Source organism: Lysobacter sp. GX 14042 (assembly GCF_021390425.1).
Lineage (GTDB): Bacteria > Pseudomonadota > Gammaproteobacteria > Xanthomonadales > Xanthomonadaceae > Novilysobacter.
The window spans coordinates 1-24,800 of sequence record NZ_JAJUWY010000015.1 but is presented as its reverse complement, the minus strand read 5'-3'; the positions used below and the strand labels follow the sequence as shown (position 1 = coordinate 24,800).

General features: G+C 70.2%; 22 protein-coding genes and 1 riboswitch. Of the genes, 11 read left to right on the top strand and 11 right to left on the bottom strand.

Going from position 1 to position 24,800, the window contains the following annotated elements; genetic code table 11:
* The first annotated feature begins 114 nt into the window (after nt 1-114).
* Nucleotides 115-588, top strand: a complete 474-nt coding sequence (locus tag LY625_RS13110; RefSeq protein ID WP_233740756.1) for a DUF192 domain-containing protein — start codon at nt 115-117, stop codon at nt 586-588.
* 4 nt (nt 589-592) lie between these two features.
* Here LY625_RS13110 and LY625_RS13105 read toward each other — a convergent pair whose 3' ends face one another.
* A complete protein-coding gene (locus LY625_RS13105; protein WP_233740755.1) occupies nt 593-778 on the bottom strand; it encodes a rubredoxin in 186 nt (61 codons plus the stop codon).
* Nucleotides 779-840: 62 nt separating this feature from the next.
* On the opposite strand from LY625_RS13105, the gene thiE reads away from it, so the two are divergent.
* Genes thiE through LY625_RS13090 form a run of 3 tightly spaced genes read left to right on the top strand, consistent with a single transcriptional unit; the run spans nt 841 to nt 3,717 of the window.
* Nucleotides 841-1,482, top strand: coding sequence for a thiamine phosphate synthase (gene thiE / locus LY625_RS13100; protein ID WP_233740754.1), 642 nt, complete (start codon nt 841-843; stop codon nt 1,480-1,482).
* 33 nt (nt 1,483-1,515) lie between these two features.
* Complete coding sequence (hemL, locus tag LY625_RS13095; RefSeq protein ID WP_233740753.1) at nt 1,516-2,805, top strand: glutamate-1-semialdehyde 2,1-aminomutase; 1,290 nt, start codon at nt 1,516-1,518, stop codon at nt 2,803-2,805.
* 45 nt (nt 2,806-2,850) lie between these two features.
* Nucleotides 2,851-3,717, top strand: a complete 867-nt coding sequence (locus tag LY625_RS13090; RefSeq protein WP_233740752.1) for an ion transporter — start codon at nt 2,851-2,853, stop codon at nt 3,715-3,717.
* 39 nt (nt 3,718-3,756) lie between these two features.
* Here LY625_RS13090 and LY625_RS13085 read toward each other — a convergent pair whose 3' ends face one another.
* Together LY625_RS13085 and LY625_RS13080 are read right to left on the bottom strand one after the other, a co-directional pair.
* Nucleotides 3,757-4,569 (bottom strand): NAD(P)-dependent oxidoreductase, encoded by an 813-nt coding sequence (locus LY625_RS13085; protein WP_233740751.1) that lies wholly within the window; start codon nt 4,567-4,569, stop codon nt 3,757-3,759.
* A gap of 133 nt (nt 4,570-4,702) precedes the next feature.
* Nucleotides 4,703-5,371 carry a serine/threonine protein kinase gene (locus LY625_RS13080; RefSeq protein WP_233740758.1) on the bottom strand — a complete coding sequence of 223 codons (669 nt, stop codon included), beginning with the start codon at nt 5,369-5,371 and terminating at the stop codon, nt 4,703-4,705.
* A gap of 61 nt (nt 5,372-5,432) precedes the next feature.
* Here LY625_RS13080 and LY625_RS13075 point away from each other — a divergent pair, with 61 nt between their 5' ends.
* Entirely contained in the window at nt 5,433-7,436 is a 2,004-nt protein-coding gene (locus LY625_RS13075) for a bifunctional DedA family/phosphatase PAP2 family protein (protein ID WP_233740750.1), read from the top strand.
* A 39-nt stretch (nt 7,437-7,475) separates the two neighbouring features.
* On the opposite strand, the gene LY625_RS13070 is transcribed toward LY625_RS13075, so the two are convergent.
* From LY625_RS13070 to LY625_RS13060, 3 genes are read right to left on the bottom strand one after another with little or no spacing between them, the layout of a single operon-like run.
* Entirely contained in the window at nt 7,476-8,057 is a 582-nt protein-coding gene (locus LY625_RS13070; RefSeq protein WP_233740749.1) for an LON peptidase substrate-binding domain-containing protein, read from the bottom strand.
* A gap of 46 nt (nt 8,058-8,103) precedes the next feature.
* The gene (gene mpl / locus LY625_RS13065; protein WP_255703530.1) at nt 8,104-9,504 is read right to left on the bottom strand and encodes a UDP-N-acetylmuramate:L-alanyl-gamma-D-glutamyl-meso-diaminopimelate ligase; all 1,401 of its coding nucleotides are present in this window, start codon (nt 9,502-9,504) and stop codon (nt 8,104-8,106) included.
* 51 nt (nt 9,505-9,555) lie between these two features.
* A complete protein-coding gene (locus LY625_RS13060) occupies nt 9,556-10,134 on the bottom strand; it encodes an adenylate kinase (RefSeq protein WP_233740748.1) in 579 nt (192 codons plus the stop codon).
* 202 nt (nt 10,135-10,336) lie between these two features.
* Between LY625_RS13060 and LY625_RS13055 the strand changes: the two genes are divergently transcribed.
* Entirely contained in the window at nt 10,337-11,593 is a 1,257-nt protein-coding gene (locus LY625_RS13055; RefSeq protein ID WP_233740747.1) for a 6-phosphofructokinase, read from the top strand.
* 20 nt (nt 11,594-11,613) lie between these two features.
* Here the strand turns inward: LY625_RS13055 and LY625_RS13050 are convergent, their stop codons facing one another.
* A complete protein-coding gene (locus LY625_RS13050) occupies nt 11,614-12,114 on the bottom strand; it encodes a hypothetical protein (RefSeq protein ID WP_233740746.1) in 501 nt (166 codons plus the stop codon).
* A 233-nt stretch (nt 12,115-12,347) separates the two neighbouring features.
* On the opposite strand from LY625_RS13050, the gene LY625_RS13045 reads away from it, so the two are divergent.
* Entirely contained in the window at nt 12,348-14,375 is a 2,028-nt protein-coding gene (locus LY625_RS13045) for a sodium-translocating pyrophosphatase (RefSeq protein WP_233740745.1), read from the top strand.
* Between the two features lie 85 nt (nt 14,376-14,460).
* Here LY625_RS13045 and LY625_RS13040 read toward each other — a convergent pair whose 3' ends face one another.
* Complete coding sequence (locus LY625_RS13040) at nt 14,461-15,993, bottom strand: M91 family zinc metallopeptidase (RefSeq protein WP_233740744.1); 1,533 nt, start codon at nt 15,991-15,993, stop codon at nt 14,461-14,463.
* Between the two features lie 234 nt (nt 15,994-16,227).
* On the opposite strand from LY625_RS13040, the gene ppa reads away from it, so the two are divergent.
* Nucleotides 16,228-16,782, top strand: coding sequence for an inorganic diphosphatase (ppa, locus tag LY625_RS13035; RefSeq protein ID WP_233740743.1), 555 nt, complete (start codon nt 16,228-16,230; stop codon nt 16,780-16,782).
* A 72-nt stretch (nt 16,783-16,854) separates the two neighbouring features.
* Here the strand turns inward: ppa and LY625_RS13030 are convergent, their stop codons facing one another.
* Together LY625_RS13030 and LY625_RS13025 are read right to left on the bottom strand one after the other, a co-directional pair.
* A complete protein-coding gene (locus LY625_RS13030) occupies nt 16,855-17,739 on the bottom strand; it encodes an AraC family transcriptional regulator (RefSeq protein WP_233740742.1) in 885 nt (294 codons plus the stop codon).
* 144 nt (nt 17,740-17,883) lie between these two features.
* The gene (locus LY625_RS13025) at nt 17,884-20,259 is read right to left on the bottom strand and encodes a winged helix-turn-helix domain-containing protein (protein WP_233740741.1); all 2,376 of its coding nucleotides are present in this window, start codon (nt 20,257-20,259) and stop codon (nt 17,884-17,886) included.
* Between the two features lie 308 nt (nt 20,260-20,567).
* On the opposite strand from LY625_RS13025, the gene LY625_RS13020 reads away from it, so the two are divergent.
* The gene (locus LY625_RS13020; protein ID WP_233740740.1) at nt 20,568-21,341 is read left to right on the top strand and encodes an RNase A-like domain-containing protein; all 774 of its coding nucleotides are present in this window, start codon (nt 20,568-20,570) and stop codon (nt 21,339-21,341) included.
* A 5-nt stretch (nt 21,342-21,346) separates the two neighbouring features.
* Nucleotides 21,347-21,634, top strand: a complete 288-nt coding sequence (locus LY625_RS13015; RefSeq protein WP_233740739.1) for a contact-dependent growth inhibition system immunity protein — start codon at nt 21,347-21,349, stop codon at nt 21,632-21,634.
* Nucleotides 21,635-21,793: 159 nt separating this feature from the next.
* On the opposite strand, the gene thiC is transcribed toward LY625_RS13015, so the two are convergent.
* On the bottom strand, nt 21,794-23,671 hold the full coding sequence (gene thiC / locus LY625_RS13010; protein ID WP_233740738.1) for a phosphomethylpyrimidine synthase ThiC: 1,878 nt from the start codon (nt 23,669-23,671) through the stop codon (nt 21,794-21,796).
* A gap of 75 nt (nt 23,672-23,746) precedes the next feature.
* Nucleotides 23,747-23,852: riboswitch (TPP riboswitch) on the bottom strand.
* A gap of 272 nt (nt 23,853-24,124) precedes the next feature.
* Here thiC and LY625_RS13005 point away from each other — a divergent pair.
* Nucleotides 24,125-24,604, top strand: a complete 480-nt coding sequence (locus LY625_RS13005) for a hypothetical protein (protein WP_233740737.1) — start codon at nt 24,125-24,127, stop codon at nt 24,602-24,604.
* Nucleotides 24,605-24,800 lie beyond the last annotated feature (196 nt).

Sequence of the window (24,800 nt, the reverse complement as noted above, 5' to 3'; positions counted from 1 at the left end):
TGCGCCGTACGCCGGTGGGAAGCCCCTTTTTCAACATCCGTCGCCTGCGCGGCGGCTTGACGCTGCCCCCGGCCCCGGCGATCGTCGCTACGTCCTTCCACATCAAGGTGCTCCATGGCCCCGCTCCGTACCTGCCTGTTGTTCCTGGTCCCCCTCGCGGCGCTGCTGGCGAGTGCCTGCGCGAGCGGAAGCGGAGGCGAGAGCGGGGGCCTGTGGGTGGAACTGGCCGGCGAGCGCTACCAGGTGGAGCTCGCCGATGACGACCGTTCGCGGGCCCGCGGCCTGATGTTCCGTGAATCGATGGCGGCCGACCGCGGGATGCTGTTCATCCATGACCGCGCGGACCGGCAGGCCTACTGGATGAAGAACACGCTGATCCCGCTCGACATCCTGTACTTCGATACCGCCCGGCGGCTGGTGAGCCAGCAGCGGGACGTGCCGCCCTGCAGGCCCGGCGGTGCCTGCGCCAGCTATCCGAGCGAGGCGCCGGCGCTGTACGTGCTGGAACTCAATGCCGGCGAGGCGGAGCGCCTGGGTCTGCAGAACGGTGTCGAACTGGAGTTCGGCCCCGGCATCCCCGGCCGCTGAGCCCTTACAGGGCGACCATCTCGAAGTCGTCCTTGGTGGTCCCACAATCCGGGCAGGTCCAGGTCTCCGGCACGTCGTCCCAGCGGGTGCCGGGCGCGATGCCCTCTTCCGGCAGGCCGGCGGCCTCGTCATAGATGAAGCCGCAGACCACGCACATCCAGCTGCGCAGGGTGGGGGCGTCGTCGGGCATGGCGGGTCGTTCCTGGGGGCGGGCGGGTATTGTTCCATCCCCGTTCCCGGCATTGAAGGCGCATGGACCCCGAACATTCCGCGCCGCGACCCCGCGGCCTGTACCTGATCACTCCGGACGAGGGTGACACCGGGCGGCTGCTGGCGCGGCTCGAGCCGCTGCTTGCACTCCACCCATGCTGGCTGCAGTACCGCAACAAGCCGGCAGGCCCGGCGCTGCGCCGACGGCAGGCCAGCGCGCTGGTGGAAGCGTGCGCGCGCCATCGGGTACCGCTGCTGGTCAACGACGACTGGCGACTGGCGCTGGAGGTGGGAGCGGCCGGGGCCCACCTGGGCGAGGGTGACGGAGCGCTGGAGGAAGCGCGCGCCGCGATGGGGCCGGACGCACTGCTCGGCGCCTCGTGCTACGACGATCCCGGGCGCGCCCGGCGGGCGCTCGCGGCCGGTGCCGACCATGTCGCCTTTGGCGCGTTCTTTCCCTCCTCCACCAAGCCTGCCGCCCGGCGCGCCACCCCCGCCCTGCTGCGGCAGGCCGCCGCGCTTCCGGCACCCGTGGTGGCCATTGGCGGGATCACCCCGGACAATGGCCGCGGCCTGGTCGAGGCCGGCGCCGACCTGCTGGCGGTGATCGCCGGGGTGTTCGATGCGCCCGATCCGGTGGCCGCCGCACGGGCGTACCAGGCCTGTTTCGACCCGCCTCCCTGATCCCGCTCCCCCTACTGCATCTGGACCCACGCCATGAACCACGACCGCTCGCACGACCTGTTCACCCGCGCTTCCCGGCTTCTGCCCGGCGGCGTCAACTCGCCGGTGCGCGCGTTCCGGTCGGTGGGTGGCGAGCCGTTCTTCGCCGAGCGCGCCGAGGGCGCGTACCTGCATGACGTCGACGGCAACCGCTACATCGACTACGTCGGCTCGTGGGGCCCGATGATCGCCGGCCACGCCCATCCGAAGGTACTGGATGCGGTGTCGCAGACCATGCGCCGCGGCCTGAGCTTCGGGGTGCCCAACCCGCTCGAGGTGGAGATGGGCGAGGCGATCACCTCGATCGTGCCCAGCTGCGAGATGGTGCGGATGGTCAACTCCGGTACCGAGGCGACCCTGTCGGCGATCCGCGTGGCGCGCGGCGCCACCGGCCGCAACCGGATCGTCAAGTTCGAGGGTTGCTACCACGGCCACGGCGACAGCTTCCTGGTCAAGGCCGGCAGCGGGGTGATGACCCTCGGGCTGCCGAACTCGCCCGGCGTGCCCTCCACGCTCGCCGACCTCACCCTGACCCTGCCGTACAACGACTTCGACGCTGCGACCCGGCTGTTCGAGGAGGCCGGCAGTGCGATTGCCGGGCTGATCATCGAGCCGATCGTCGGCAACGCCAATTGCATCCTGCCGCGCGAGGGCTATCTGCAGCACCTGCGCGAGCTGTGCACGAAGCACGGCGCGCTGCTGATCTTCGACGAGGTGATGACCGGATTCCGCGTTGCCCTGGGCGGGGCGCAGGAGCGCTATGGGATCAGCCCGGACCTGAGCACCTTCGGCAAGATCATCGGCGGCGGCATGCCGGTGGGCGCCTTCGGGGGCCGCCGCGAGCTGATGTCGCAGGTCGCCCCCGCCGGCCCGATCTACCAGGCCGGCACGCTCAGCGGCAATCCGGTGGCGATGGCCGCCGGGCTGGCCACGCTGGAGCTGGTCCGCGAGCCGGGCTTCCACGAGCGGCTCGAAGCGGCCACCCACGCGCTGTGTGACGGTCTGGAGGCTGCCGCGCGCGAGGCCGGCGTACCGTTCCACACCACCCGCGCGCCAGGCATGTTCGGGCTGTACTTCCGCGAGGGCCCGGTGGAGACCTTCGAGGACGCCTGCGCTTCGGATTCCGCACGCTTCGGGCGCTTCTTCCACGCCATGCTCGAGCGCGGCGTGTACCTGGCGCCGTCGGCGTTCGAAGCCGGCTTCGTGTCCAGCGCGCATGGGGAGGCGGAGATCGCCGCCACCGTGGCGGCCGCGCGCGAGGCCTTCGGCGCCTGCGCAGGCTGATCGACCGCCGTCGGGGCCTTCACGCCCCGGCGGCACAATCGACCCATGCGACTGGTACCCAATCCCCGGCTCGACCCCGCCGCACCGGATGGCTGGCGGGCGCGCTGGTTCCACATCATCTTCCATCACGACACGCCACCGGCGCGCAACTTCGACCTGTGGTTGATGCTGGCGATCGTGGCCAGCGTCATCGTGGTCATGCTCGACAGCGATCCGTGGCTGCACGTCGACCACGCGCGGATCCTCTACGTGTTCGAGTGGGGGTTCACCGCGCTGTTCACCGTGGAATACGCGGTCCGGCTGCTGGTGGTGCGCCAGCCGCTGCGCTACGCGTTCAGCCTGTGGGGCCTGATCGACCTGCTGTCGATCCTGCCGACCTACGCGTCGCTGCTGCTGCCTGGCAGCCAGGCGCTGCTGGTGGTCCGCATCCTGCGTGTGCTGCGGCTGTTCCGGGTGCTCAAGCTGACCCAGTACGTGGAGGAAAGCGGCGTGCTGCTGGGCGCGCTGTGGCGCAGCCGGCGCAAGATCTTCCTGTTCATCAGCCTGCTGCTGACCATCGCGGTGGTGTTCGGCGCGCTGATGTTCGTGGTGGAAGGCCCGGAGCACGGTTTCGCCACCATCCCCACCGGCATGTACTGGGCGATCACCACCATGGCGACGGTGGGTTATGGCGACCTGGTCCCGCAGACCCCGGTCGGACGGCTGGTGGCCTCGGCACTGGTGCTGATCGGCTACAGCATCATTGCCGTGCCCACCGGCATCTACACCGCGGAACTGGCGGGCAGCCTGCGCGACACCCGCCGCGAACCGCGCAAGCCACGCAGCTGCAGGCACTGCGGCCTGGAAGGCCACAGCCCCGACTCGATCTTCTGCCGCGGCTGCGGCGGGCGCCTGTCGGATCCGGACGCCTGACGCCGCCAACCGCCGGCCAACGGCGCACCATCCACCGGGCTACAGGAACAGGTCGGGCTGCAGGGCCGCGCCCGGCTCGACGGCGTACTGCCCGAAGTCCGCCACGCCGGCGGCCTGCAGCACCTCCTCGTCGATCAGGAAGCGCCCGGTGCCGGCGGACACCGGCTGCACCAGCACGGCGTGGGCGGCGTCGGCGACGATCTCCGGGGTACGACAGCCGGCCACGTCCACGCCCGGGATCATCTTCAGCGCATCGGTCGCGATGACCGTGCGTGGCCACAGGCCGTCGATGGCCACCCTGCCGGCAAACTCCGCCGCCAGCCCCAGGGTCACGAAGCTCATGCCCATCTTGGCCAGCGTGTAACCGGTATGCGGCCCCCACCACCTCGGCTCCAGGCTCGGCGGCGGGCACAGGGTCAGGATGTGCGGGTTCTCCGCCTCCAGCAGCTGCGGCAGGCAGGCCTGCGAGCACAGGAAGGTGCCGCGGGCGTTGACCTCCTGCATCAGGTCGTAGCGCTTCATCGGGGTGTCAAGCGCGCCGCGCAGCCAGATGGCACTGGCATTGTTGACCAGCACGTCCAGGCCACCGAAGGTCGCGACTGCCTGCGCGACCGCATCGCGGACCTGCGCCTCGTCGCGGATGTCGCACTGGATCGCCAGCGCGCGGCCGCCGGCCTGCTCCACCTCCCGGGCGACCGTGTGGATGGTGCCGGGCAGCTTCGGATTCGGCACCGCGGACTTGGCGGCGATGACGATGTTCGCCCCGTCGCGGGCCGCCCGCAGGGCAATGGCACGGCCGATGCCGCGCGAGGCGCCGGTGATGAAGAGGGTCTTGCCGGAGAGGGTCGTCATGTTGGTGGTCCCGGGAATCGACGGATGGACCTAGGGTACCCGTAGGCGCAATGGCCAAAGGCGTAGTGCGCCGGAATGGCCGGCCAGGCCGCGGTTCACCGCTCCGGCGCACTACGCCTGCGGCTATTGCGCCCTACGGCTTCGGCCCCTGCCCTTCGTTGTCTTCCCACTTGAGGAGCCGCCGGGTCACCAAGCGGTACACCGGCTTGCCGGTGGCAAACCACGCCTGGCGCACCCAGGAATGGCGCTGGAGCACCCGGCGTTCGACCGGGGTGATCGCGTCGGGGCAATAGGTGCGCTTGTGCTTGAGCAGGTGGCGCAGGTCCTCGCGCGCCAGCAGGCGCATCCAGCGCGAGCGCGGATGGCCGCGCACCGCCAGCTGGAAGTCGATGATCGCCGGCGCGCCGTCCTCCAGCACCAGCCAGTTCGCCTCCTTGGCCAGGTCGTTGTGGGCCAGGCCCCGGCGATGCAGTGCCTGCAGCAGGTGGCGGGCGCGGCGGAAATACGCCAGGTCGCCATGCGGCGGACGCTGGTACATCGCGGCGCCGGCCATGTAACTGCGGTCCAGCCGGCGCCCATCCCAGCGCAGCAGCCGGGGCACCGCCGGCAACCCGCGCACCACCTCCAGCGCGTGCGCCTCGCGACGGGCGAGCAGCCAGGCCGGCAGGCGCAGCCAGATCGGCACGTGGCGCAGGTCGCGGCGCACGAAGCGGCCACCGGCGTCGCGCATCAACGCGATCCGTCCGAAGCTGTCGGCCTTCAATGCCGCCAATTCAACGGGTTGGGGCGGGGTGTCGTGCATCGTCGGGCAGTTTACGGACATCGGCGCCCGCCCGCCCCTTCGTCCCCGGCATAATTGCCCGATGGATTCGGCCTGGATCGACAGCGCGACGGCGTGGATCGGCGCGCACCCGGTCGCGGCCGGTGCGGTGATCTTCCTGATCGCCTTCTGCGATGCACTGGTGGTGCTCGGCATCATCGTGCCCGCGCTTCCCCTGCTGCTGGCCGCCGGTGCGCTGGTCGGGCTCGGCCACGTCAACGGCCCGTACGCACTCGCCGCCGCCGCCGCCGGTGCCTTCGTGGGCGACGGCCTGAGCTACTGGGTGGGACGCCGGCTCGGCCCCGGGATGCGCGAGCGCTGGCCGTTCAGCCGCTATCCGCAATGGCTCGACCGGGGCGAGACGATGTTCCGCCGGCACGACATCAAGGCGATCGTCATCGCCCGCTTCGTCGGCGCGATCCGGCCGTTCGTGCCGGCCATCGCCGGCATGCTGCAGATGCCGCTGCGGCAGTACGCGCTGCCCAGCCTGGCCGCCAGCATCGCCTGGGCGGCGCTGTTCCTGGTGCCCGGCTGGGCACTGGGGGCGAGCTACGAAGCGGTCGCGGCGGTCGCCGACCGGGTGGCGCTGGTGCTGCTGGCCTTGGTCACCGCCCTGGGCCTGGCCTGGGCGGGGGTGCTCTATACCTGGCGCTGGTTCGCCGACAACACCGACGCGCTGCTTGCCCGGGCGCTGACCTGGACCCGCCGGCATCCCCGGCTGGGCCGCCATGCCGCTGCGCTGGTCGACCCCAACCGGCGTGGCGCCGCCTCGCTGCTGGTGCTGGCGGTGTGCCTGCTGGCGATCAGCTGGGCCTGGTTCGCCTGGCTGGCGATGCTGCTGGCCAACGGCGGGCCGCTGCGGCTGGACCACTCGATCCACCAGGCACTGCTGGAACTGCGCCATCCGCTGGCCGACCGGCTGATGGCGGGGCTGGCGAGCCTGGCCGACCCGGTGGTGCTGGGCACCTCGGCGCTGGTCGCCCTGGCCTGGCTGCTGTGGCGCCGGCGCTGGCTGGCCGCCGCACACTGGCTGGCGGCGTTGGGTTTCGGCGTCGCCCTGACCGGATTGCTGGAGGCGGTGGTCCAGCTGCCGCGGCCGCCCGGCGCACCGGCCGGGTTCGGCTTCCCGTCGATGTCGGTGACCATGGTCACCATCGCCTTCGGCTTCTTTGCGGTGCTGATCACCCGTGAGCTGCCTGGCCGCAAGCGGGTCTGGCCGTACCTGGTGGCCGGGGTGGTCACCGTCACCGTGGGTTTCGCCCGGCTCTACCTGGGCGCTCACTGGCTCAGCGACCTGGTCGGCGGGACCCTGTTCGGGCTGGCCTGGTTGCTGGTGCTGGGCATCGCCTACCGCAGCCACGTGGCGCGTTCGTTCTGGATGCGGCCGCTGGCCGTGCTGTTCTACGGCAGCTTCATGGTGGTGGCGCTGTGGCATGCGCCGCGCGCCGCAGACCGGCTGCTGGCTCAGCTGCAGGCGACCGCGCCGGTGCCCCGGGTGGTCGAGGTGGACTGGTGGCGCGAAGGCTGGGCCGAGCTGCCGGCGCACCGCAACGAGCGCGATGCGCGCCTGCGCTGGCCACTGGACGTGCAGGTGGCCGGTCCGCTGGAGCCGCTGCGCCTGCAGCTGGAAGCCGCCGGCTGGCGGGTCCAGCCGCAGGCCGACTGGGTGGCCACCCTGGCGCTGATGGACGACGACCTGGCGGTGGAGGAGCAGGCGGTCCTGCCGGCGACCCTGGATACCCATGCCGAGGCACTGCTGATGCTGCGCGAGGCAGCGCCAGGCGAGCGGATGGCCCTGCGCCTGTGGCCCGCCCCGGTGGCGCTGGCCGACGGCACCCCGGTGTGGCTGGGTGCGACCCAGTCGCTGTCGGTGGTGCGGCCGCTCGACCTGGCGGTGCTGTGGCGGCCCGAACCCTACGACGGGCGGGCGCACGAACAGCTGCGGCAGGACCTGGACGGGTTGCATTCAATGCATGGCACGCACCCGGTCAGTGGGCTGCCGGTACTGCGCGTCCACACCACTGCGGGCGCGGCAGCGGCCAGGTGACCCGGCCCCCGCGGCCCGGATCCCGGCAGCGGGACCGGGTCAGTCGGAATCGGGCAAGAATCCCAGCAGCCGGTCCAGCCGCACGTGCGGATCGTCTTCCTGCAACAGCTGCTGTCGCTGGCCGTCACTGAGCGGCAGCATTTCCGCCAACCGCCAGCCCACCCAGGCGGCGTCATCGGCATGCTCGTCCATGGCGTCCGCGTGCTCGCCGCCGACGTGTTCCAGCAGCCCGCGCAGCAAGGTTGCCAGCAGCCCGTGCTCCGGGCGCAGCGGCTCGATCGGGTCGGCCTCCAGCCACTCCACCGAAGCGACCTGCAGGCCGTTGTCACGGACCCGCACGGTATCGGCGCGGAAGCGCCGCCGGCCACGCACGGTGATGGTCAGCAGGCCGTCTTCGCCGGTGTCGAAATCCTCGATCACCGCCTCGGTGCCGTAGGCCGCCGCCGCGGCCGCCTCGCCGGAACCGTCGTCCACCAGCAGGCAGATGCCGAAGCCGCACTGGCGGCGTCCGCACTCGCGGACCAGGTCGAGGTAACGGGGCTCGAACACCCGCAGCCCGAGTGCGGCGCCTGGCACCAGCACGGTGGGCAGCGGGAACAGGGAAAGGGACGACTCTTGCATCGATGAAAGCCTAGCGCACCGCGGCGGCAACCGTCGTGAGCCCGGCTCAGCGCGCGCGCAAGGCCTCGAGGAAGCGCCGCGGCGCGCCATCGAAGCCGCCATTGGACATGAACACCACGTGGTCCCCGGCGCGGGTGCGCGCGTCCAGGGCGGCGATCAAGCCGTCGGCATCGGCGGTGGTGACGCCTTCCCCGCGCAGCGCCGCCACCACCCTGCCGGCATCCCAGGCCAGCTCCGGCCGGTGCAGGAACACCACCAGGTCGGCCAGTGCCAGCGACGGTCCCAGCGCGTCGGCATGCGCGCCCAGGCGCATGGAATTGCTGCGCGGTTCCATCGCCACCACGATCCGCGCCCCGCCGACCCTGGCCCGCAAGCCCTCGAGCGTGGTGGCGATCGCGGTGGGGTGGTGGGCGAAGTCGTCGTATACGGTGATGCCGGCGTGGCTGCCGAGCAGTTCCATCCGCCGTTTGACGCCGGCAAAGCCGGACAGCGAGGGCAGGACCACGGCGGGATCGACCCCGACCGCAGCCGCCGAGGCGATCGCCGCCAGCGCGTTCATCACGTTGTGGCGGCCGAGCAGCGGCCAGTGGACCTCGCCGGCCGGCTGCCCCGCCCGCAGCACCTGGAACGCGCTGCCGTCGCCCTCGAGCAGCCGCGCGGTCCAGTCGAAACCGGCGTCGCGCTCACGCCCCGGCATCGCCACCGCGGTGGCGCCTTCGATGCCGAAGGTCTCCACCGGCGTCCAGCACCCCATCGCCAGCACCGCCGCCAGGTTGGCGTCCCCGCCGTTGACGACCAGCCTGCCGCGCCGCGGGACAGTACGCACGAAGTGGTGGAACTGGCGCTTGATCGCGTCCAGGTCGTCGAAGATGTCGGCGTGGTCGAACTCGAGGTTGTTGAGCACCGCGACCCGTGGCCGGTAGTGCACGAACTTGCTGCGCTTGTCGAAGAACGCGGTGTCGTACTCGTCGGCCTCGACCACGAACTCGGCGCCGCCGCCGATCCGCGCCGAAACCCCGAAGTCGTCGGGCACCCCGCCGATCAGGAAACCCGGTGCGCGGCCGGCCGCCTCCAACAGGAAGGCCAGGATCGTGCTGGTGGTGGTCTTGCCGTGGGTGCCGGCGACAGCGAGGGTATCGCGCCCGGGCAGCACGTTCTCCGCCAGCCACTGGGCGCCGGAGGTGTAGCGCCGGCCGTCGTCGAGCACCTGCTCGACCGCCGGGTTGCCGCGCGAGAGCGCGTTGCCCACCACCACCTGGTCGCAGTCGGCGGAGATGTGCGCCGGGTCGTAGCCGCGGGACAGCCAGATGCCCAGCTTCTCGAGCTGGGTGGACATCGGCGGGTAGACCGCCTGGTCGCTGCCCTCGACCCGGTGGCCGAGTTCCCGGGCCAGGGCGGCGACGCCGCCCATGAAGGTGCCGGCGATGCCGAGGATGTGGATCTTCAAGGTGCGGGTCCTCACCCCGGCCCTCTTCCGCAGGCGGGAGAGGGGGAAAAGTCAGCCGACCGGCGGAACCGGGCGGAGGGCCTCGATGATGCGCGAGAACACCTCGTCCATCGAGCCGACCCCGTCGACCACGCCCAGCAGGCCGCGCTGGCGGAAGAAATCGACCACCGGGGTGGTCTGGTCGTCGTAGACCTTCAGCCGGGTGCGGACCGATTCCGGGGTGTCGTCCGCGCGACCCTCGGCCCGCGCGCGTCCGGCGATGCGCTCGACCAGCATCTCGGTCGGGACCTCGAGCTGGATCGCCTTGTCCACCGGCTGGCCGATGCGGTCCAGCAGCGCGCACAGCGCATCGGCCTGGGCCAGGTTGCGCGGGTAGCCGTCGAGGATGAAGCCGTCCTTGGTGTCGGCGCGCGAGAAGCGGTCCTCGAGCATCCCCAGCAGGATCGCGTCGGACACCAGCTCGCCGCGCGCCATCACTTCCTTCGCCTCCAGGCCCAGCGTGCTGCCGGCGGCCACTTCCGCGCGCAGCAGGTCGCCGGTGGAAATGTGCGGCACCTGCAGGTGCTCCTTCATTCGTGTCGCCTGCGTGCCCTTGCCCGAACCGGGCGCGCCGAGAAGTACCAGTCGCATCGATGTCTCCTTGTGGAACCCGGCCCAGGAGCCGCGGGGTTACCGGTTTTATTGACCGTGCCTCGCCGGGGCGGCGCTAAACTCGCAGCACCTGTCCACTGCCGGGGCGGAACGGCGGCAGCTTAACGCATACCGGGCACATGCCCGAAGCATTGCGGCACGCACCTTCCCGCCGTCCCGGCATCCACTGCATGGAGCAACAATGCCCTCCGGAACACTGCTGTACGCCCAGTCGGGCGGCGTCACCGCCGTCATCAACGCCACCGCCTCCGCCGTCATCCAGGCCGCGCGCGCGCGCCGGGTCAAGGTGCTGGCCGGCCGCAACGGCATCCTCGGCGCGCTGCGCGAGGAGCTGATCGACACCTCGAAGGAATCGATCACCACCATCCGCGGCCTGGCACACACCCCCGGCGGCGCCTTCGGCTCGTGCCGGGTCAAGCTCAAGTCGTTGGACGAGGACCGGGCGAAGTACGAGCGCCTGCTCGAGGTCTTCCAGGCCCACGACGTGCGCTGGTTCCTCTACAACGGCGGCAACGACTCGGCCGACACCGCGCTCAAGGTGTCCAGGCTGGCGAAGGAGTTCGGCTATCCGCTGACCTGCGTCGGGGTGCCCAAGACCGTCGACAACGACTTGGCGGTGACCGACTGCTGCCCGGGCTTCGGCTCGGCGGCCAAGTACACCGCGGTGTCGGTGCGCGAGGCGGCGCTGGACGTGGCGGCGATGGCCGACACCTCCACCCGGGTGTTCGTCTACGAGGCGATGGGCCGGCATGCAGGCTGGCTCGCCGCCGCCGCGGGGCTGGCCGGCAACGGTCCCGACGAGGCGCCGCACCTGATCCTGTTCCCGGAGCGCGAGTTCGACGAGGCGGATTTCTTCGCCAGGGTGAAGGCGACGGTCGAGCGCGTCGGCTGGTGCGTGGTGGTGGCCAGCGAGGGCATCCGCACCGCCGACGGCACGTTCGTCGCCGACGCCGGCGGGAGCAAGGACTCCTTCGGCCACACCCAGCTGGGCGGCGTCGCCTCGCACCTGGCCGGCCGGGTCAAGGACGCACTGGGCTACAAGGTCCATTGGGCCCTGCCCGACTACCTGCAGCGCTCGGCCCGGCACCTGGCCAGCGCGACCGACCTGGCGCAGGCCACCGCGGTCGGCGAGAAGGCGGTGGAGTACGCGCTGGCCGGGATGAACTCGGTGATGCCGGTGATCGTGCGCACCTCCGACAGCCCGTACCGCTGGAAGATCGAGCCGGCGCCGCTGTCGAAGATCGCCAACAGGGAGAAGAAGATCCCCGCCGGCTTCATCCGCCGCGATGGCTACGGCATCACCGACAAGGCCCGGGCCTACCTGCAGCCGCTGATCGCCGGCGAGGCGCCGCCCCCCTATGGCAAGGACGGGCTGCCGAAGTACGTGTCGCTGAAGAACGAGACGGTCGCGCCGAAGCTGGAGCCCTGGGAGGGCTGACGCCCCGCCCTGCATTACGGTCAGTCGCAGCTGGCGCCTTCCACCTCCAGCGTGGCGGCGAAGGCGGTGACCGCGGCCAGGCGCCCGGCCTGCGAGGCTTGCCGTCCCTCGTCCAGGTAGATCCGGGCGCGTCCCTGCGCGTCCAGTTGCGGCGGGGTCGCCCCGCCGGGGTGGCGCCACACCCGCACCACGGCCTTCTGCGCCGGGCACCCGGCGCTGGGCACGGTGATCCGGTCGTTGAGCAGCCAGCCCTCGCCCGTTCCGTCGGCATCGGCGAAGCGGGCGCGCGGCTGGCAACCGGGGCTGCTGCGCACGGCTGCCATCTCGTACGGCTCGGCCGGGTTGCCGGTGAAACGGCCCTCCAGGCGTACGCACGCTTCCGGGATCGCCCGCAGGGTGTGCACGGCGCCGACCGCCTGCGGTGCGGCCTCGGGGCGGTCGATTTCCGGTTGCTGGGCAGGCACGGCCGCGGGCGCGGCCAGGAGCAAGGCAAGCAGGGTCGTCGGGATGGGCTGGCGCATGTCGGGATTCCGCTGCGGGGGCGGAAGGGAGCGTGTGGGGGGCGGGCTGAATCGGATGTTGACGTTGGGGGACGCGGGTGAGCCGGGGGCGGTCGCGGGTGCGCTTCGCTTACCCGGGCCACGTGCCGGGAGCTGTGCCATAGTCGGGGGGTTGCCGACGGGGGGCTTTGCGGCGACCACAACAGGTTGGTGACTCGGAAATTCCATGTAAGTCCACTCTCTGGGAGGGGTCCATGCTGGAGCAGTACGGTTTGGCCTTGGCGCTGGTCTGCGCCGTCATCGCGATCCTCTACGGGGTCGTGTCCACGCGCTGGATCAGCGCACAACCCGCCGGCAACGAACGCATGCAGCAGATCGCCGGCGCGATCCAGGAAGGCGCGCGCGCCTATCTCAACCGGCAGTACCTCACCATCTCGATCGCGGGGGTGGTGCTGTTCGTGCTGGTCGGGGTGTTCCTGGGCTGGTCCACGGCCGGGGGCTTCCTGATCGGCGCCGTGCTGTCCGGCGCGGCCGGCTACATCGGCATGAACGTCTCGGTGCGCGCCAACGTGCGCACCGCCGAGGCAGCGCGGCGCGGCATCGGCCCGGCGATGGATGTCGCCTTCCGCGGCGGCGCGATCACCGGGATGCTGGTGGTCGGGCTGGGACTTCTGGGCGTAGCCGGATACTGGTGGACGCTGGGGGCGATGGGCATCGTCGGCGAGGACGCGCTGCATGCGCTGGTGGGCCTGGCCTTCGGTTCTTCGCTGATCTCGATCTTCGCCCGGCTGGGCGGCGGCATCTTCACCAAGGGCGCGGACGTGGGCGCGGACCTGGTCGGCAAGGTCGAGGCCGGCATCCCCGAGGACGACCCGCGCAACCCGGCGGTGATCGCCGACAACGTGGGCGACAACGTCGGCGACTGCGCCGGCATGGCCGCCGACCTGTTCGAGACCTATGCGGTCACCGTCATCGCCACCATGCTGCTGGGCTACCTGATGGCCGGCACCGTGGGCGCCAACGGCGTGCTCTACCCGCTGGTGCTGGGCGGGGTGTCGATCATCGCCTCGATCATCGGCACCATGTTCGTGCGGGTGAAGGCGGGCGGCTCGATCATGGGCGCGCTGTACAAGGGGGTGATCGTCTCGGCGGTATTGGCGGCGATCGCGTTCTACCCGGTCACCACCCTGCTGATGGACGACTTCGCCACCGGCGCGGCCCGCCTGTACTGGTGCGCGCTGATCGGGCTGGCGCTGACCGGAGCGATCGTCTGGATCACCGAGTACTACACCGGCACCCAGTTCAAGCCGGTGCAGCACATCGCCGCGGCATCGACCACCGGGCACGGCACCAACATCATCGCCGGGCTGGGGATCTCGATGAAGTCCACGGCCTGGCCGGTGATCGCGGTCTGCATCGCAATCTGGGCCTGCCATGCGCTGGGCGGGCTGTACGGCATCGCGATCGCCGCCACCTCGATGCTGTCGATGGCCGGGATGATCGTCGCGCTCGATGCCTACGGGCCGATCACCGACAACGCCGGCGGCATCGCCGAGATGGCCGAGCTGCCGCCCGAGGTCCGCGACGTGACCGACCCGCTGGACGCGGTCGGCAACACCACCAAGGCGGTGACCAAGGGTTACGCCATCGGCTCGGCGGCGCTGGCCGCACTGGTGCTGTTCGCCGACTACACCCACAACCTGCAGGCCAGCAACCCGGGTGAACTGTTCGCCTTCGACCTGTCCGACCACGAGGTGATCATCGGCCTGCTGGTCGGCGGCCTGATCCCCTATCTGTTCGGGGCGATGGCCATGGAGGCGGTGGGCCGCGCGGCGGGCGCGGTGGTCGAGGAGGTGCGCCGGCAGTTCCGCGAGATCCCCGGGATCATGGCCGGCACCGGCAAGCCGGACTACTCGCGCGCGGTCGACATGCTCACCCGCTCGGCGATCCGGGAGATGATCGTTCCCTCGCTGCTGCCGGTCGCGGTGCCGATCGTGGTCGGCCTGCTGCTGGGCCCGAAGGCGCTGGGCGGACTGCTGATCGGCACCATCGTCACCGGCCTGTTCGTGGCGATCTCGATGACCACCGGCGGCGGCGCCTGGGACAACGCCAAGAAGTACATCGAGGACGGCAACCACGGCGGCAAGGGCAGCGAGGCGCACAAGGCCGCGGTCACCGGCGACACCGTGGGCGATCCCTACAAGGACACCGCCGGCCCGGCGATCAACCCGCTGATCAAGATCATCAACATCGTGGCACTGCTGATGGTGCCGCTGCTCTAGACGCTGTTCTTGGGGAAAAACGGAACGGGCGGCACGCATCCCTGCGTGCCGCCCGTCTTTTCAGGGCATCCCTGCCCCGCCGTGCTTACAGCGCGTAGCTGGGGCGATCCGGCAGGCCCAGCTCGCGGCGGATGCCGTTCTCGGTCAGGTGGATCGGGTTGTGGGTGGTCGCCGGGGTGGAGGGGTCGCCGTCGAAGTCGAAGGGTTCGGCGCTGGTCTCAAGACCCACCGCCTGGCGCTCGGCATTGGGGACCTGCCCGGAGTCCGGGCCCTCGCCACGGTAGGTGCCCGGCAGGAAGGTGCCGTTCACGCCGTTGTAGGCATGCGACATCTCGTGATACAGCACCACCACCGGCGCCGGGAAGGCGTCCATGTGGAAGGACGGGTTGTAGCTGATGTCCACGTTGCCGCCGGCCCCGGCGCGCCCGTCCACGATGTCGGCGTCATTGCTGAAGGTCTGGGCGTAGCCGTTCTCCTCGTTGGCCAGCTCCTTGATGGTCACGGTGTTGCCCTTGGCCTCGGCCGCCTGGTCGAACTCGGCCAGCATCTGCTGCCCATTCGGCGAGGCCTTCAGGAATTCCATTTCCGCCTCCACCCGCTGGCGGAAACCGTCCGAGCCCTCGACCGTGACGCTGTGGCCGACATTGGCGTCGATCTCCACGTTGATCACGGTCGGACGCAGGCCACCGGCCTGGCTGTTGATCAGGTCCGAGGCCTGCGCGTAGACGGTGTCCTCGCTGCCGGCGCCCTCGACGCTGTCGGCGCCCTGGCCGGTATAGACGTGGTTGCGCCCGCCGGCCAGGGTGATGACGTCGTCGCCCAGGCCACCGGAGATGATGTCCTCGCCGCCCGCGCCCTGGATGCGGTCGTCGCCGGCCCCGCCTTCGATGAAGTTGACGCCGGACCCGGCGTACAGCGCGTCGTCGCCGTCGCCGCCGTGGATGATGTTGACCCCCTCGCCGCCGTGGATCTCGTCGTTGCCCGAGTTGCCGAACAGGTCGTTGCGCCCCCCGGCACTGGCGATGTAGTCGTCGCCGGCACCGCCGTCGACCCGGTCATCGCCCATGCCGGTGGTGATGCGGTCGTTGCCCTCGCCGGCGTCGACCACCATGTTCACGGTCACGTTGGGCGTGGCCTCGATCACGTCGTCGCCGGCGCCGGTACGCAGGGTCAGCTCCTGGCCCTGGGCCAGCTTCACCTCGTAGCTCTCGCCATTGACCAGGATGTCCAGCACGCCGTCGTCGCGCTGGTCGATCTGGATGTTGTCGTTGCCCTTGCCGGTGGAGAACACCACCTGGTCGCTGCTGACGTAGGTCTGGCCGAAGCCGTAGTCGACGATCGTCTGCTCGCGCGTGACCGTCGCCTCCTCGCCCTGGTGCAGCTCCCCGCGGACGATCTCCTTGCCGTCGGGCGTCGCCGACGACTCCAGCCGGGTACCGTTCGAGCCGCCTTCGATCCGCACCGCCTCGCCCAGCTGGGCGGGAGGTCCCTCGACCGGAGCCGGGCCGGTGAGGCCGGGGGCGTGGCCGGTGTCCGGGGCGGCCGGGTTGTCCCAGTAGGTCTGGATGTCCTGCTGGGCGAGGGACTGGGCCGAAGCGGCATCGAGATTGAGCGACATGGCGTGACCTGCGTTGTTGCGGAAAAGTGACAGACATGGATACGCGCCGGTATGGGGCGGTCCAAGCTGGGGCGTGCCCCACCCTCGGGTCGCCCCCAGCCATGCCGTCCCTGTTCAGGCGGCGCCGCGGCTGCGCGCCGCGCCGCCCTGAATGCGTGGGGGCCGGGCGCGGAGTAAAATGGCCGGCTTTCCCCACTGCCGGGCCATGCCCGGCGCCACCGGAGCCGTACCCGCATGGGCCTGGACCACGTCAGCACCGGCAAGAACCCGCCGGAAGAAATCAACGTCATCATCGAGATCCCCAAGGACGCCGAGCCCGTCAAGTACGAGGTGGACAAGGAATCCGGGGCGATCTTCGTCGACCGCATCCTGTCGACCCCGATGCGCTACCCGTGCAACTACGGCTACGTTCCGGCGACCCTGTGCGGCGATGGCGATCCGGCCGACGTGATGGTGGTCCTGCCGCTGCCGCTGATCCCGGGCTCGGTGATCCGCTGCCGCCCGGTCGGGGTGCTGAAGATGAGCGATGAGGCCGGCAGCGACGAGAAGCTGCTGGCGGTGCCGGTCGACAAGGTGTTCGCCGGCTACGCGCACATCAGCGACATCGGCCAGGTCAGCCCGCACTGGCTGGAGCGCATCGGCCACTTCTTCGAGCACTACAAGGACCTGGAGAAGGGCAAGTGGGTGAAGCTGGAGGGCTGGGGCGATGCCGCCGAAGCCAAGAAGATCCTCAACGACGCGATCGCCCGCCACGCCCACGCACCGGTTTCCGAGCGCCACGGCCCCTGAGCCCCGCATGGCGCGATCACGAAAAAGGCCGCCCCTTCGGCGGCCTTTTTCCTTTTTCCGCGGGCGCCGTGCTCAGGCCGCCTTGCGGTACGGCGGCTCCTGGTCCGCCATGGCCTGCCCGGCGCGCATCGCGGCACGGTAGGCCGACGCCGAGGACCCGTGCCGGGTGCGGAAGGCGCGGGCGAAGCTGCAGGGATTGTCGAAGCCGCACGCCGCGGCGACCTCGCCGATCATCATGTCGGTCTCGCGCAGCAGCTCCGCGGCGTACTCCAGGCGCAGGCGCGCGGACGACTCCTGCGGGCTCTCGCCGTAGACCTGGTGGAAGGTCTTGGAGAAGTACCAGCTGGAGAAGCTGGTCAGCTCCGCCAGCTCGGCGATGCGCACCACCCGGTCGCGGTTGCCTTCCAGGTACAGGCGCGCACGCTGCAGCCGGCTGAACACCTGCTGCTTGCGCCCGCGCGAACGGCCGGGGCAGCGCGGCAGGCACTCGGCCAACTCGGCCTGCAGGGCCGCCATGTGCGCCAACAGCGGCCTCAGCACGGCCGGATCGGCCACCGGAGCCGCCGCCACGCGCCGCCACAGGCGGACCACGGTGCGCAGGTCGCCCCTCGACATCCGCCCCTGCCCCACGTGCAGCGGAGCGGCGCCGCCACGGACCAGCTGCGCCAGCACCGCGGTGCCCACGGCGAGTCCCACGCACACGCCGCGCCGGTCCGCCTGCAGTTGCGCGCGGGAATCGCGTTCCAGCACGATCCATTCACCGGCCCGCAGGCGGAAGCGGCCTTCGCGCGCCTCGATCCAGGAACTGCCGCGCAACTGGATCCAGAACGAAAACAGCCCCGGCGACGGCTGGGCCGCCCCCATGCGTGAAAGGCCCATTGGCTCCACGCGGGTTTCGGCGCCGGCGGGCACCGGCTGCAGCAGTCGGCCGCGGTCAGCCCATTGCACCTGTTCCATTTCCCCTCCATCCGGTCAGACGTGATGGTTCCGACCATGGCGGCTGCCGGGAGGGCGGTCCGGAAGTTGTGCGGAAATGGTGGCGAAATCTTGCCGAATCTGGCGCCGAAAAACTTCCGAAGGAAGTTTTTCCTTACGTTTCAGTCAGTTGTGCGGATGGCTCGAACGACGCTCGGGTAACGGATCCGCCCCGGAAAGCGCCATGAAACCGATGTCCGCCCCGTCGCGGACCGCCAGCGGCAGGTACAGCACCTCGCCCGAGGCCGCGATGCTGAACCCGTTCGCTGCCGGCAGCCGGCCGCTGCCCAGGCAACGCGGCGGCGCTAGGGGGCCATCGCCGATATAGCTCAGGCGCGTCCGGCAATGCGGCCCCTGGTCTATGTAGGCGATCCGGCCGGCCTGGTCGACATCCCACATGCGCCGGCGGGCCCGGGTCGGCACGTGCTCTTCCAGCCGCACGACGCTTGCGGCCGACAGGTCCAGCGCGGCCGCCCAGAGTCCGTCCGCCGATTGCCGGGTGAACAGGATCCGCCCGCGCGGCGCATCCACCCGGACATGGCCAACATCCCCCAGCCGGGCAAGTTCGCGCCAGTCGCCGGCGCCACTGCGGTCGTACAGGACCAGCTGCAGTTCGCCGCCCGCCTCGCGCATCCCGACCAGCGCGCGATCCGGATCAGGCAGGTACAGCGCCTGGGTCGGTTCCTCGACTGGCACCGGCAGGCGCACCACCTGCCCGCTTGCGGCGACGACCTCGTAGACACCCGGCGCACCGTTGCGGTCCAGCCCGACCAGCATCACCCGGCGGCTGTCGGGCGACCATTCGGGCAACCTGCGGGCCTGCGGATCGACGCCCTCGACCAGGCGCAGGGAACCCGGCGAGTCCAGCCGCCCCCACCACAGCTCATAGCTGCCGGAACGGTCGGAGGTGAACACCAGCTGGCGTCCGTCAGGCGATACCGAAGGCAGCATGTCACGGCCGCTGGAGGCGAACAGCTGCTCGGCCGGCCAGCCCGGGATCGCGGTCTGCGCGGCGCGGTCCACCGGCTCGCCGAGCGTGGACACATCGGCGGGACCACCACCGCCGGGCACCACGCCACCGGCGCGGTCGATGGCATAGATGCCGAACTGCGGATGCCGCCTGACGAAGGCCAGCTTGCCCGCGGCCTGTGACACCACCGGGGAATGCGCATCCGGCACCCCCATGTCGGTGATCTCGCCGCTGCCCAGCTCCAGCCGGTACAGGCGCCCGCGCGCGCCGGCGCGCCCGGCGAACACCACGGTGCCCGGGTCCTGCCAGTCCCAGCCACGCACTTCGATGTTGCCCGCGGTCAGGGGTTCGGCCGTGCCGCCGCCCACGGGCACGCGCCACAGCCCACCGAGCTGGGCATTGCGCGCGAAGACGATCCACTCGCCGTCCAGCGATGTCCGCGGCAAGGTATCCACATCGGTCGGCGAGCGCGTGTACTCCAGCGGGTGCCAGCGGCCACTGTCCAGGTCCAGCCGGCGGATGCCGGTGTTGCCGGCCGCGGCAACGGCGCTGCCGAACAGCAGCCCGCGTCCGTCCGGCGCCCAGGCGAACACCTTGGACATGCTGTCACTGCAGTCCCCCACCGAGCGTGCGCCCGCGCCGCTGGCCGCCATCAGGATGATCCGGCAACGCTCGTCCGGGCCCACCCGGACGTAGGCGATCTGCCGGCCGTCGGGGGACCACTCCGGGTTGCGGTCCGCCTCGGTGATGCCGGGCCGGGTCAACTGGCGCGGGCTGGACTGCCCCGTGGTCTGGACCAGGATCGCAGTGCCGCGCCGGCCCGGCAGGCTCGCCGCGTAGGCGACCATCGAGGCGTCGGGCGACAGGGTCGGGCTGAGCTCGAAACCCGGAGCCGAGGTGATCAGGGTGTAGGGGCGCTCCGCCACCACCATGGGCAGGCTTGCGGAGGCGGTTTCCGGCGGAGCCGGTGCCGGCTCCGACTCCGGCTCAGGTCCGGGGCGCAGGAGCAGGATCGCCCCAAGCACCAGCACGAGGACCCCGGCGCTGATCGCCAGCATCGCCGGCAGCCAGTGCCGGCCGCGGCTGGCCGGGGCGCCAGCACCAGGTGTTCCAGGCTTGCCAAGCGCCGCGGGAACGCCGTCGCCCCCCGGCTCCGCGTGTGCGGATGGTCCTTCCGCGGCGAGCCACTCCACCGGCGCCAGCAACCGGTACCCCCCCTTGGCGATGGTCTCGATATAGGGGGCGCCGCCTGCGTCCGAGAACGCCTTGCGCAGCTGGGTCACCGCTTGGGTCAGCACGTCATCGGTCGGGAAGGTGTCCGGCCAGACCCGCGCCAGCAGGCTCTCCCGGCTCACTACCCGGCCCGGCTCGGTGGCGAGCGCGCGCAACACCCCCAGCGCCTTGGGCGTGATCCGCCGGGGGCGCCGGGCGCCGGGGGCGTGGACCTCGCGCAGCGGCAGGTCGACTACGCAGTCGCCGACCCGCAGTCGCTCTGCAGGTGCGCTGGTGCTGGTGTCTGGCCGCTCGGACATGCTGCTCGCTTGCAGCGTGCGCAACGCCATAACCGGCACACGTCCCGGACGCATGCCGGCTGGCGGGTTGCGTACGCCGCCGTCTAAGGTTGCGGTGGGAATCCCGCGGTGCGGGAACGGCCTGCCGGACCTTTCCCCCTGTAAGCCCCTATTACAGTCCAGAACCGCCCCCGCGCGCCTGCTTGGCGGTGCCGCGTGTTCAGGGTGGACTCAGCGGGATTGCGGCAGCGCCACCTAGGGCAAGCGCCAATGTCCGGCACGCGTCCTGGCGGCCAGACTCCACGGACCTTTCCCCGCGGAGCCCCTCCATGGACCTTGGTTCCCTGCAACCCGGCCTGTCGATGCTGCAACAGGCACCGGCCAGCCACCTGTTCCAGGCCGCTGGCGCATTCGACGCGCTGTCCCTGTCCACCGCCGCCAGCCGTGGCGGCATCGACCTGCCCTCGCACCTCGAACAGCTCGCCGCCGACGGCGAACTGGGCGGGTTCCTCGAGTCCACCGGCGAGGCGATCACCCTGGCCGAGCGCAGCCCGGTGTTCGCCGAGCAGCTCATGCCGCTGTTGGGGGAGGTCCGCAGCGCGCTGCAGCAGCTGCCGGCCGATTCGCTGTCGTTCACCGACCGCGAAGCCGTCGAGGCCACGATCGGCGATCTCGATGCCCTGCTCGGCGCGGTCGACACACCGGATGCTCCCGAGGTGCCCGGCGGCGGCCTGATCGCCCACGAGGACGCCGGCGGCCACCTGATCGACCGCCACGTCGGCAAGAGCGAGCAGTGGCTGGTCGACCGGGTCAACCGCGACAACATCAGCGCCGCCTCCAGCTTCATCGACCTGCCCGAGGCCGAGCGCCTGGTCGCCGAGACCCTGATGGCGAACCAGGACGGGGTCGACGCCTGGCTGGACGGTGCCGGCGGCAACCGCCTGGTGATCGACGCCAGCTTCGACTCGCGCACCGGCATCTCGGTGGAGCGTGGCGACAGCCAGGCCGGGGACGTGTACTCGGTGAAGCTGGTGCTGGAGCGCTCGGACCGGATCGAGGACATCGGCTTTAGAATCGTCACCGGATACCCGACCGCACCGTGACCTGTATGAGCGAATACCCCGGACTGCAGAACTTCCTGTCCGCCTACTTCCACCAGGACTGGGCGATGGAGCACGACACCCCCGGGGCGGTGGCCGAGTACTACCGCGACAGCGAGAAGCCCGAGCTGGTGGCGAGCACCCGCCGCGAACTCGAATTGCTGCTGGCCGGCGGCCATGACGAGCCCGCACTGGGCGCCCGCGTGCAGGCACTCGGCAGCGAATACGACCCGACCCGGGATGGCCAGACCTGGCGCGCCTGGCTCGAGGGCCTGGCGGGCCGCCTGAAAGCCTGACGCCCGCAGGGCGCAACAGCCGGCCCCGGCCGGCGTATTGCGCCGAAAACCTCCGGCCCCGGCAACACCCTCCCCGTCCGCCTCCATCGTTCGGGGAGGGGGCTGGCGCTGCCGGTGCCGATTCGGCGCAATACGGCGCCTGGTGGTGGCTATTGCGCCTTACAGGGGGTTGTAGACGTCGGCGCCGGTGGCGCGGAATTCCTCCGCCTTGGCCTTCATGCCCTCTTCCAGCGCGGCGGCGTCGTTCAGGCCATTCTCCGCGGCGTAGTCACGCACGTCCTGGCTGATCCGCATCGAGCAGAACTTCGGGCCGCACATCGAGCAGAAGTGCGCGCTCTTGTGCGCCTCCTTGGGCATGGTCTCGTCGTGGTATTCCATGGCCCGCTCCGGGTCCAGGCCCAGATTGAACTGGTCCTGCCAGCGGAACTCGAAGCGCGCCTTCGACAGCGCGTTGTCGCGCGCCTGCGCACCAGGGTGGCCCTTGGCCAGGTCGGCGGCGTGGGCGGCGATCCGGTAGGCCATCAGCCCTTCGCGCACGTCGTTCTTGTTGGGCAGGCCCAGGTGCTCCTTGGGCGTGACGTAGCAAAGCATCGCCGTGCCGTACCAGCCGATCAGCGCCGCGCCGATGGCGCTGGTGATGTGGTCGTAGCCGGGCGCGATGTCGGTGGTCAACGGCCCGAGGGTGTAGAACGGCGCCTCGCCGCACTCGGCCAGCTGCTTGTCCATGTTCTCCCTGATCAGGTGCATGGGCACGTGGCCGGGGCCCTCGACCATGGTCTGCACGTCGTGCTTCCAGGCGATCTGCGTCAGCTCGCCCAGGGTCTCGAGTTCGGCGAACTGGGCCGCGTCGTTGGCGTCGGCGATCGAGCCCGGGCGCAGGCCGTCGCCCAGGCTGAAAGCCACGTCGTAGGCCTTCATGATTTCGCAGATCTCCTCGAAGTGCTCGTAAAGGAAGCTCTCGCGGTGGTGGGCCAGGCACCACTTGGCCATGATCGAGCCGCCGCGGCTGACGATGCCGGTAACGCGTTTGGCGGTCAGCGGCACATAGCGCAGCAGCACGCCGGCGTGGATGGTGAAATAGTCCACGCCCTGCTCGGCCTGCTCGATCAGCGTGTCGCGGAACACCTCCCAGGTCAGCGCCTCGGCGACGCCGCCGACCTTCTCCAGCGCCTGGTAGATCGGCACCGTGCCGACCGGCACCGGCGAGTTGCGCAGGATCCACTCGCGCGTCTCGTGGATGTGCCTGCCGGTGGACAGGTCCATGACGTTGTCCGCACCCCAGCGGATCGCCCAGACCAGCTTCTCGACCTCCTCGGCGATGCCGGAACTGACGGCGGAGTTGCCGATGTTGGCGTTCACCTTGGTCAGGAAGTTGCGGCCGATGATCATCGGCTCGCTCTCGGGATGGTTGATGTTGCACGGGATGATGGCGCGCCCGCGGGCGACCTCGTCGCGCACGAACTCCGGGGTAATGCGCATCGGGATCGAGGCGCCGAAGGACTGCCCCGGGTGCTGGGCCAGCAGGCCTGCGTCGGCCAGCGCGTCCAGGCGCTGGTTCTCGCGGATGGCGATGTACTCCATCTCCGGCGTGATGATGCCCCGACGGGCGTAGTGCATCTGGGTGACGTTGGTGCCGGGCGCGGCACGGCGCGGGCGCGGGCGGTTGCTGAAGCGGATCGCGTCCAGCCTGGGATCCGCATCGCGCTGCCGGCCGAAGTCGGAGGTGGGTCCATCCAACTCGACCGTGTCGCCGCGCTCGGCAATCCACTGTGCACGCAGCGGTGCGAGCCCACGGTTGAGGTCGATGGCCACGTCCGGGTCGGTATACGGGCCGGAAGTGTCGTAGACGGCCAGCGGTGGATTGTCCTCGCCGCCGAACAAGGTCGGCGTGCGCTCGAGCACCACCTCGCGCATCGCCACCCGCAGGTCCGGGCGTGAACCGGCGACGTGGATCTTGCGCGAGCCCGGGATCGGGCGGACGACATCGGAGGAAAGCTGGTCGGCCTGACGGGCCAGATCGGAGGTCACTGCATTCATGGCGTGGTCCCGCTTCGAAGAGGATGACCGCAATTGCGGACGCACGAAGCAGGAGCGCACGGACCCCGGGCGTACCGGTGGCCACGCGAAGCTTCCCTACGGCGGTATCAACCGCGTCAGGTTCGAAGGGTGTGTCTCAACCGGGCGCCAGATGTGGCGCGCGGTACCCCCGCTTCGGGGCGTATTGGAGCATGGGGGCTGGGGGAAGGCCAGAGTGGAGGACGCGGGGAGTGGATCTGGCGGATATCACCCGATTTTTTGGGTGATAAGACATAGCACCCCAAAAGCTGCACAATCGCCGGGGGGCTGGCTGCGGGGGCGGCCGAAGAGGGGCGAAGCAAGTGGCTGATCTGGTGGAGGTTTTCCGTGGCCGGGAGTCTCTCAGGGCCCCGCGTGCCCGGTGTTTATACTCGAATTTTTACATCTACTAAGTGTTAGGTGCCAGGGGGAGCTATGTCGCAGTACGAGCTGCTTGCAACAGCAATCGCATGCTTCGCTGTTCTAGTCAGCATCATCGCTTGGAACGGGCAGAGAAAACTCCAACGCGAGGCTAACGACCTCCAGCGAGCGACGGCAAAGCTAGCGGAGAAGCAGTTGGAGCTACTTCTCCGCGAAGAGCGTGGCAGGAGCGTAGCCCGTCTGTCGCTTGATCTCTTCCGCGATGGCAAGAACTATCGCTTCCGCCTCACAAATGTTGGTGAGGCTGAGGCGCGCGACGCAGAGATTGAGTTGCTGCTCCAAAGGCCGGAGGATAACCCCATCATTGCTTCCGAGTACGCCGAGAAATTCCCGGCAAAGCGCCTCATGCCCGGATCGTCCATCACGCTAATCGCCGCCATACATCTCAGCAGCCCCAGCGCGTACAACGCTGTCTTGTCTTGGACCAACCCGGACGGCACGAGGGTCAAAGAGGAGGCTTATGTTGCACTTTAACTGGCTGGCACCTAACAATTCATTCAAGCCGATGCCGCTTCGCGGCACGGCTTAATTCTGGTGTTAGGCCGCTTACAGGACAACCATGCCACTCGGGGAAATCGCTGGGGAAGCTGTTGGAGGAATTGCCCGCGTTGTCGGTCGCATCCTGTTAGGTCTTCTTTGAGCTAATCATCCAAGGCACCGGCTACGTTCG

Bases quoted from the DNA above. Each gene is read 5' to 3' on its own strand.
- LY625_RS13105 (WP_233740755.1), bottom strand. From the start codon at position 778: ATGCCCGACGACGCCCCCACCCTGCGCAGCTGGATGTGCGTGGTCTGC.
- LY625_RS13110 (WP_233740756.1), top strand. From the start codon at position 115: ATGGCCCCGCTCCGTACCTGCCTGTTGTTCCTGGTCCCCCTCGCGGCG.
- LY625_RS13045 (WP_233740745.1), top strand. From the start codon at position 12,348: ATGCTGGAGCAGTACGGTTTGGCCTTGGCGCTGGTCTGCGCCGTCATC.
- LY625_RS13050 (WP_233740746.1), bottom strand. From the start codon at position 12,114: ATGCGCCAGCCCATCCCGACGACCCTGCTTGCCTTGCTCCTGGCCGCG.
- LY625_RS13015 (WP_233740739.1), top strand. From the start codon at position 21,347: ATGAGCGAATACCCCGGACTGCAGAACTTCCTGTCCGCCTACTTCCAC.
- LY625_RS13090 (WP_233740752.1), top strand. From the start codon at position 2,851: ATGCGACTGGTACCCAATCCCCGGCTCGACCCCGCCGCACCGGATGGC.
- LY625_RS13085 (WP_233740751.1), bottom strand. From the start codon at position 4,569: ATGACGACCCTCTCCGGCAAGACCCTCTTCATCACCGGCGCCTCGCGC.
- LY625_RS13030 (WP_233740742.1), bottom strand. From the start codon at position 17,739: ATGGAACAGGTGCAATGGGCTGACCGCGGCCGACTGCTGCAGCCGGTG.
- ppa (WP_233740743.1), top strand. From the start codon at position 16,228: ATGGGCCTGGACCACGTCAGCACCGGCAAGAACCCGCCGGAAGAAATC.
- LY625_RS13020 (WP_233740740.1), top strand. From the start codon at position 20,568: ATGGACCTTGGTTCCCTGCAACCCGGCCTGTCGATGCTGCAACAGGCA.
- LY625_RS13055 (WP_233740747.1), top strand. From the start codon at position 10,337: ATGCCCTCCGGAACACTGCTGTACGCCCAGTCGGGCGGCGTCACCGCC.
- LY625_RS13060 (WP_233740748.1), bottom strand. From the start codon at position 10,134: ATGCGACTGGTACTTCTCGGCGCGCCCGGTTCGGGCAAGGGCACGCAG.
- LY625_RS13075 (WP_233740750.1), top strand. From the start codon at position 5,433: ATGGATTCGGCCTGGATCGACAGCGCGACGGCGTGGATCGGCGCGCAC.
- LY625_RS13040 (WP_233740744.1), bottom strand. From the start codon at position 15,993: ATGTCGCTCAATCTCGATGCCGCTTCGGCCCAGTCCCTCGCCCAGCAG.
- LY625_RS13070 (WP_233740749.1), bottom strand. From the start codon at position 8,057: ATGCAAGAGTCGTCCCTTTCCCTGTTCCCGCTGCCCACCGTGCTGGTG.
- hemL (WP_233740753.1), top strand. From the start codon at position 1,516: ATGAACCACGACCGCTCGCACGACCTGTTCACCCGCGCTTCCCGGCTT.
- LY625_RS13080 (WP_233740758.1), bottom strand. From the start codon at position 5,371: ATGCACGACACCCCGCCCCAACCCGTTGAATTGGCGGCATTGAAGGCC.
- thiE (WP_233740754.1), top strand. From the start codon at position 841: ATGGACCCCGAACATTCCGCGCCGCGACCCCGCGGCCTGTACCTGATC.
- LY625_RS13005 (WP_233740737.1), top strand. From the start codon at position 24,125: ATGTCGCAGTACGAGCTGCTTGCAACAGCAATCGCATGCTTCGCTGTT.
- thiC (WP_233740738.1), bottom strand. From the start codon at position 23,671: ATGAATGCAGTGACCTCCGATCTGGCCCGTCAGGCCGACCAGCTTTCC.
- LY625_RS13025 (WP_233740741.1), bottom strand. From the start codon at position 20,259: ATGTCCGAGCGGCCAGACACCAGCACCAGCGCACCTGCAGAGCGACTG.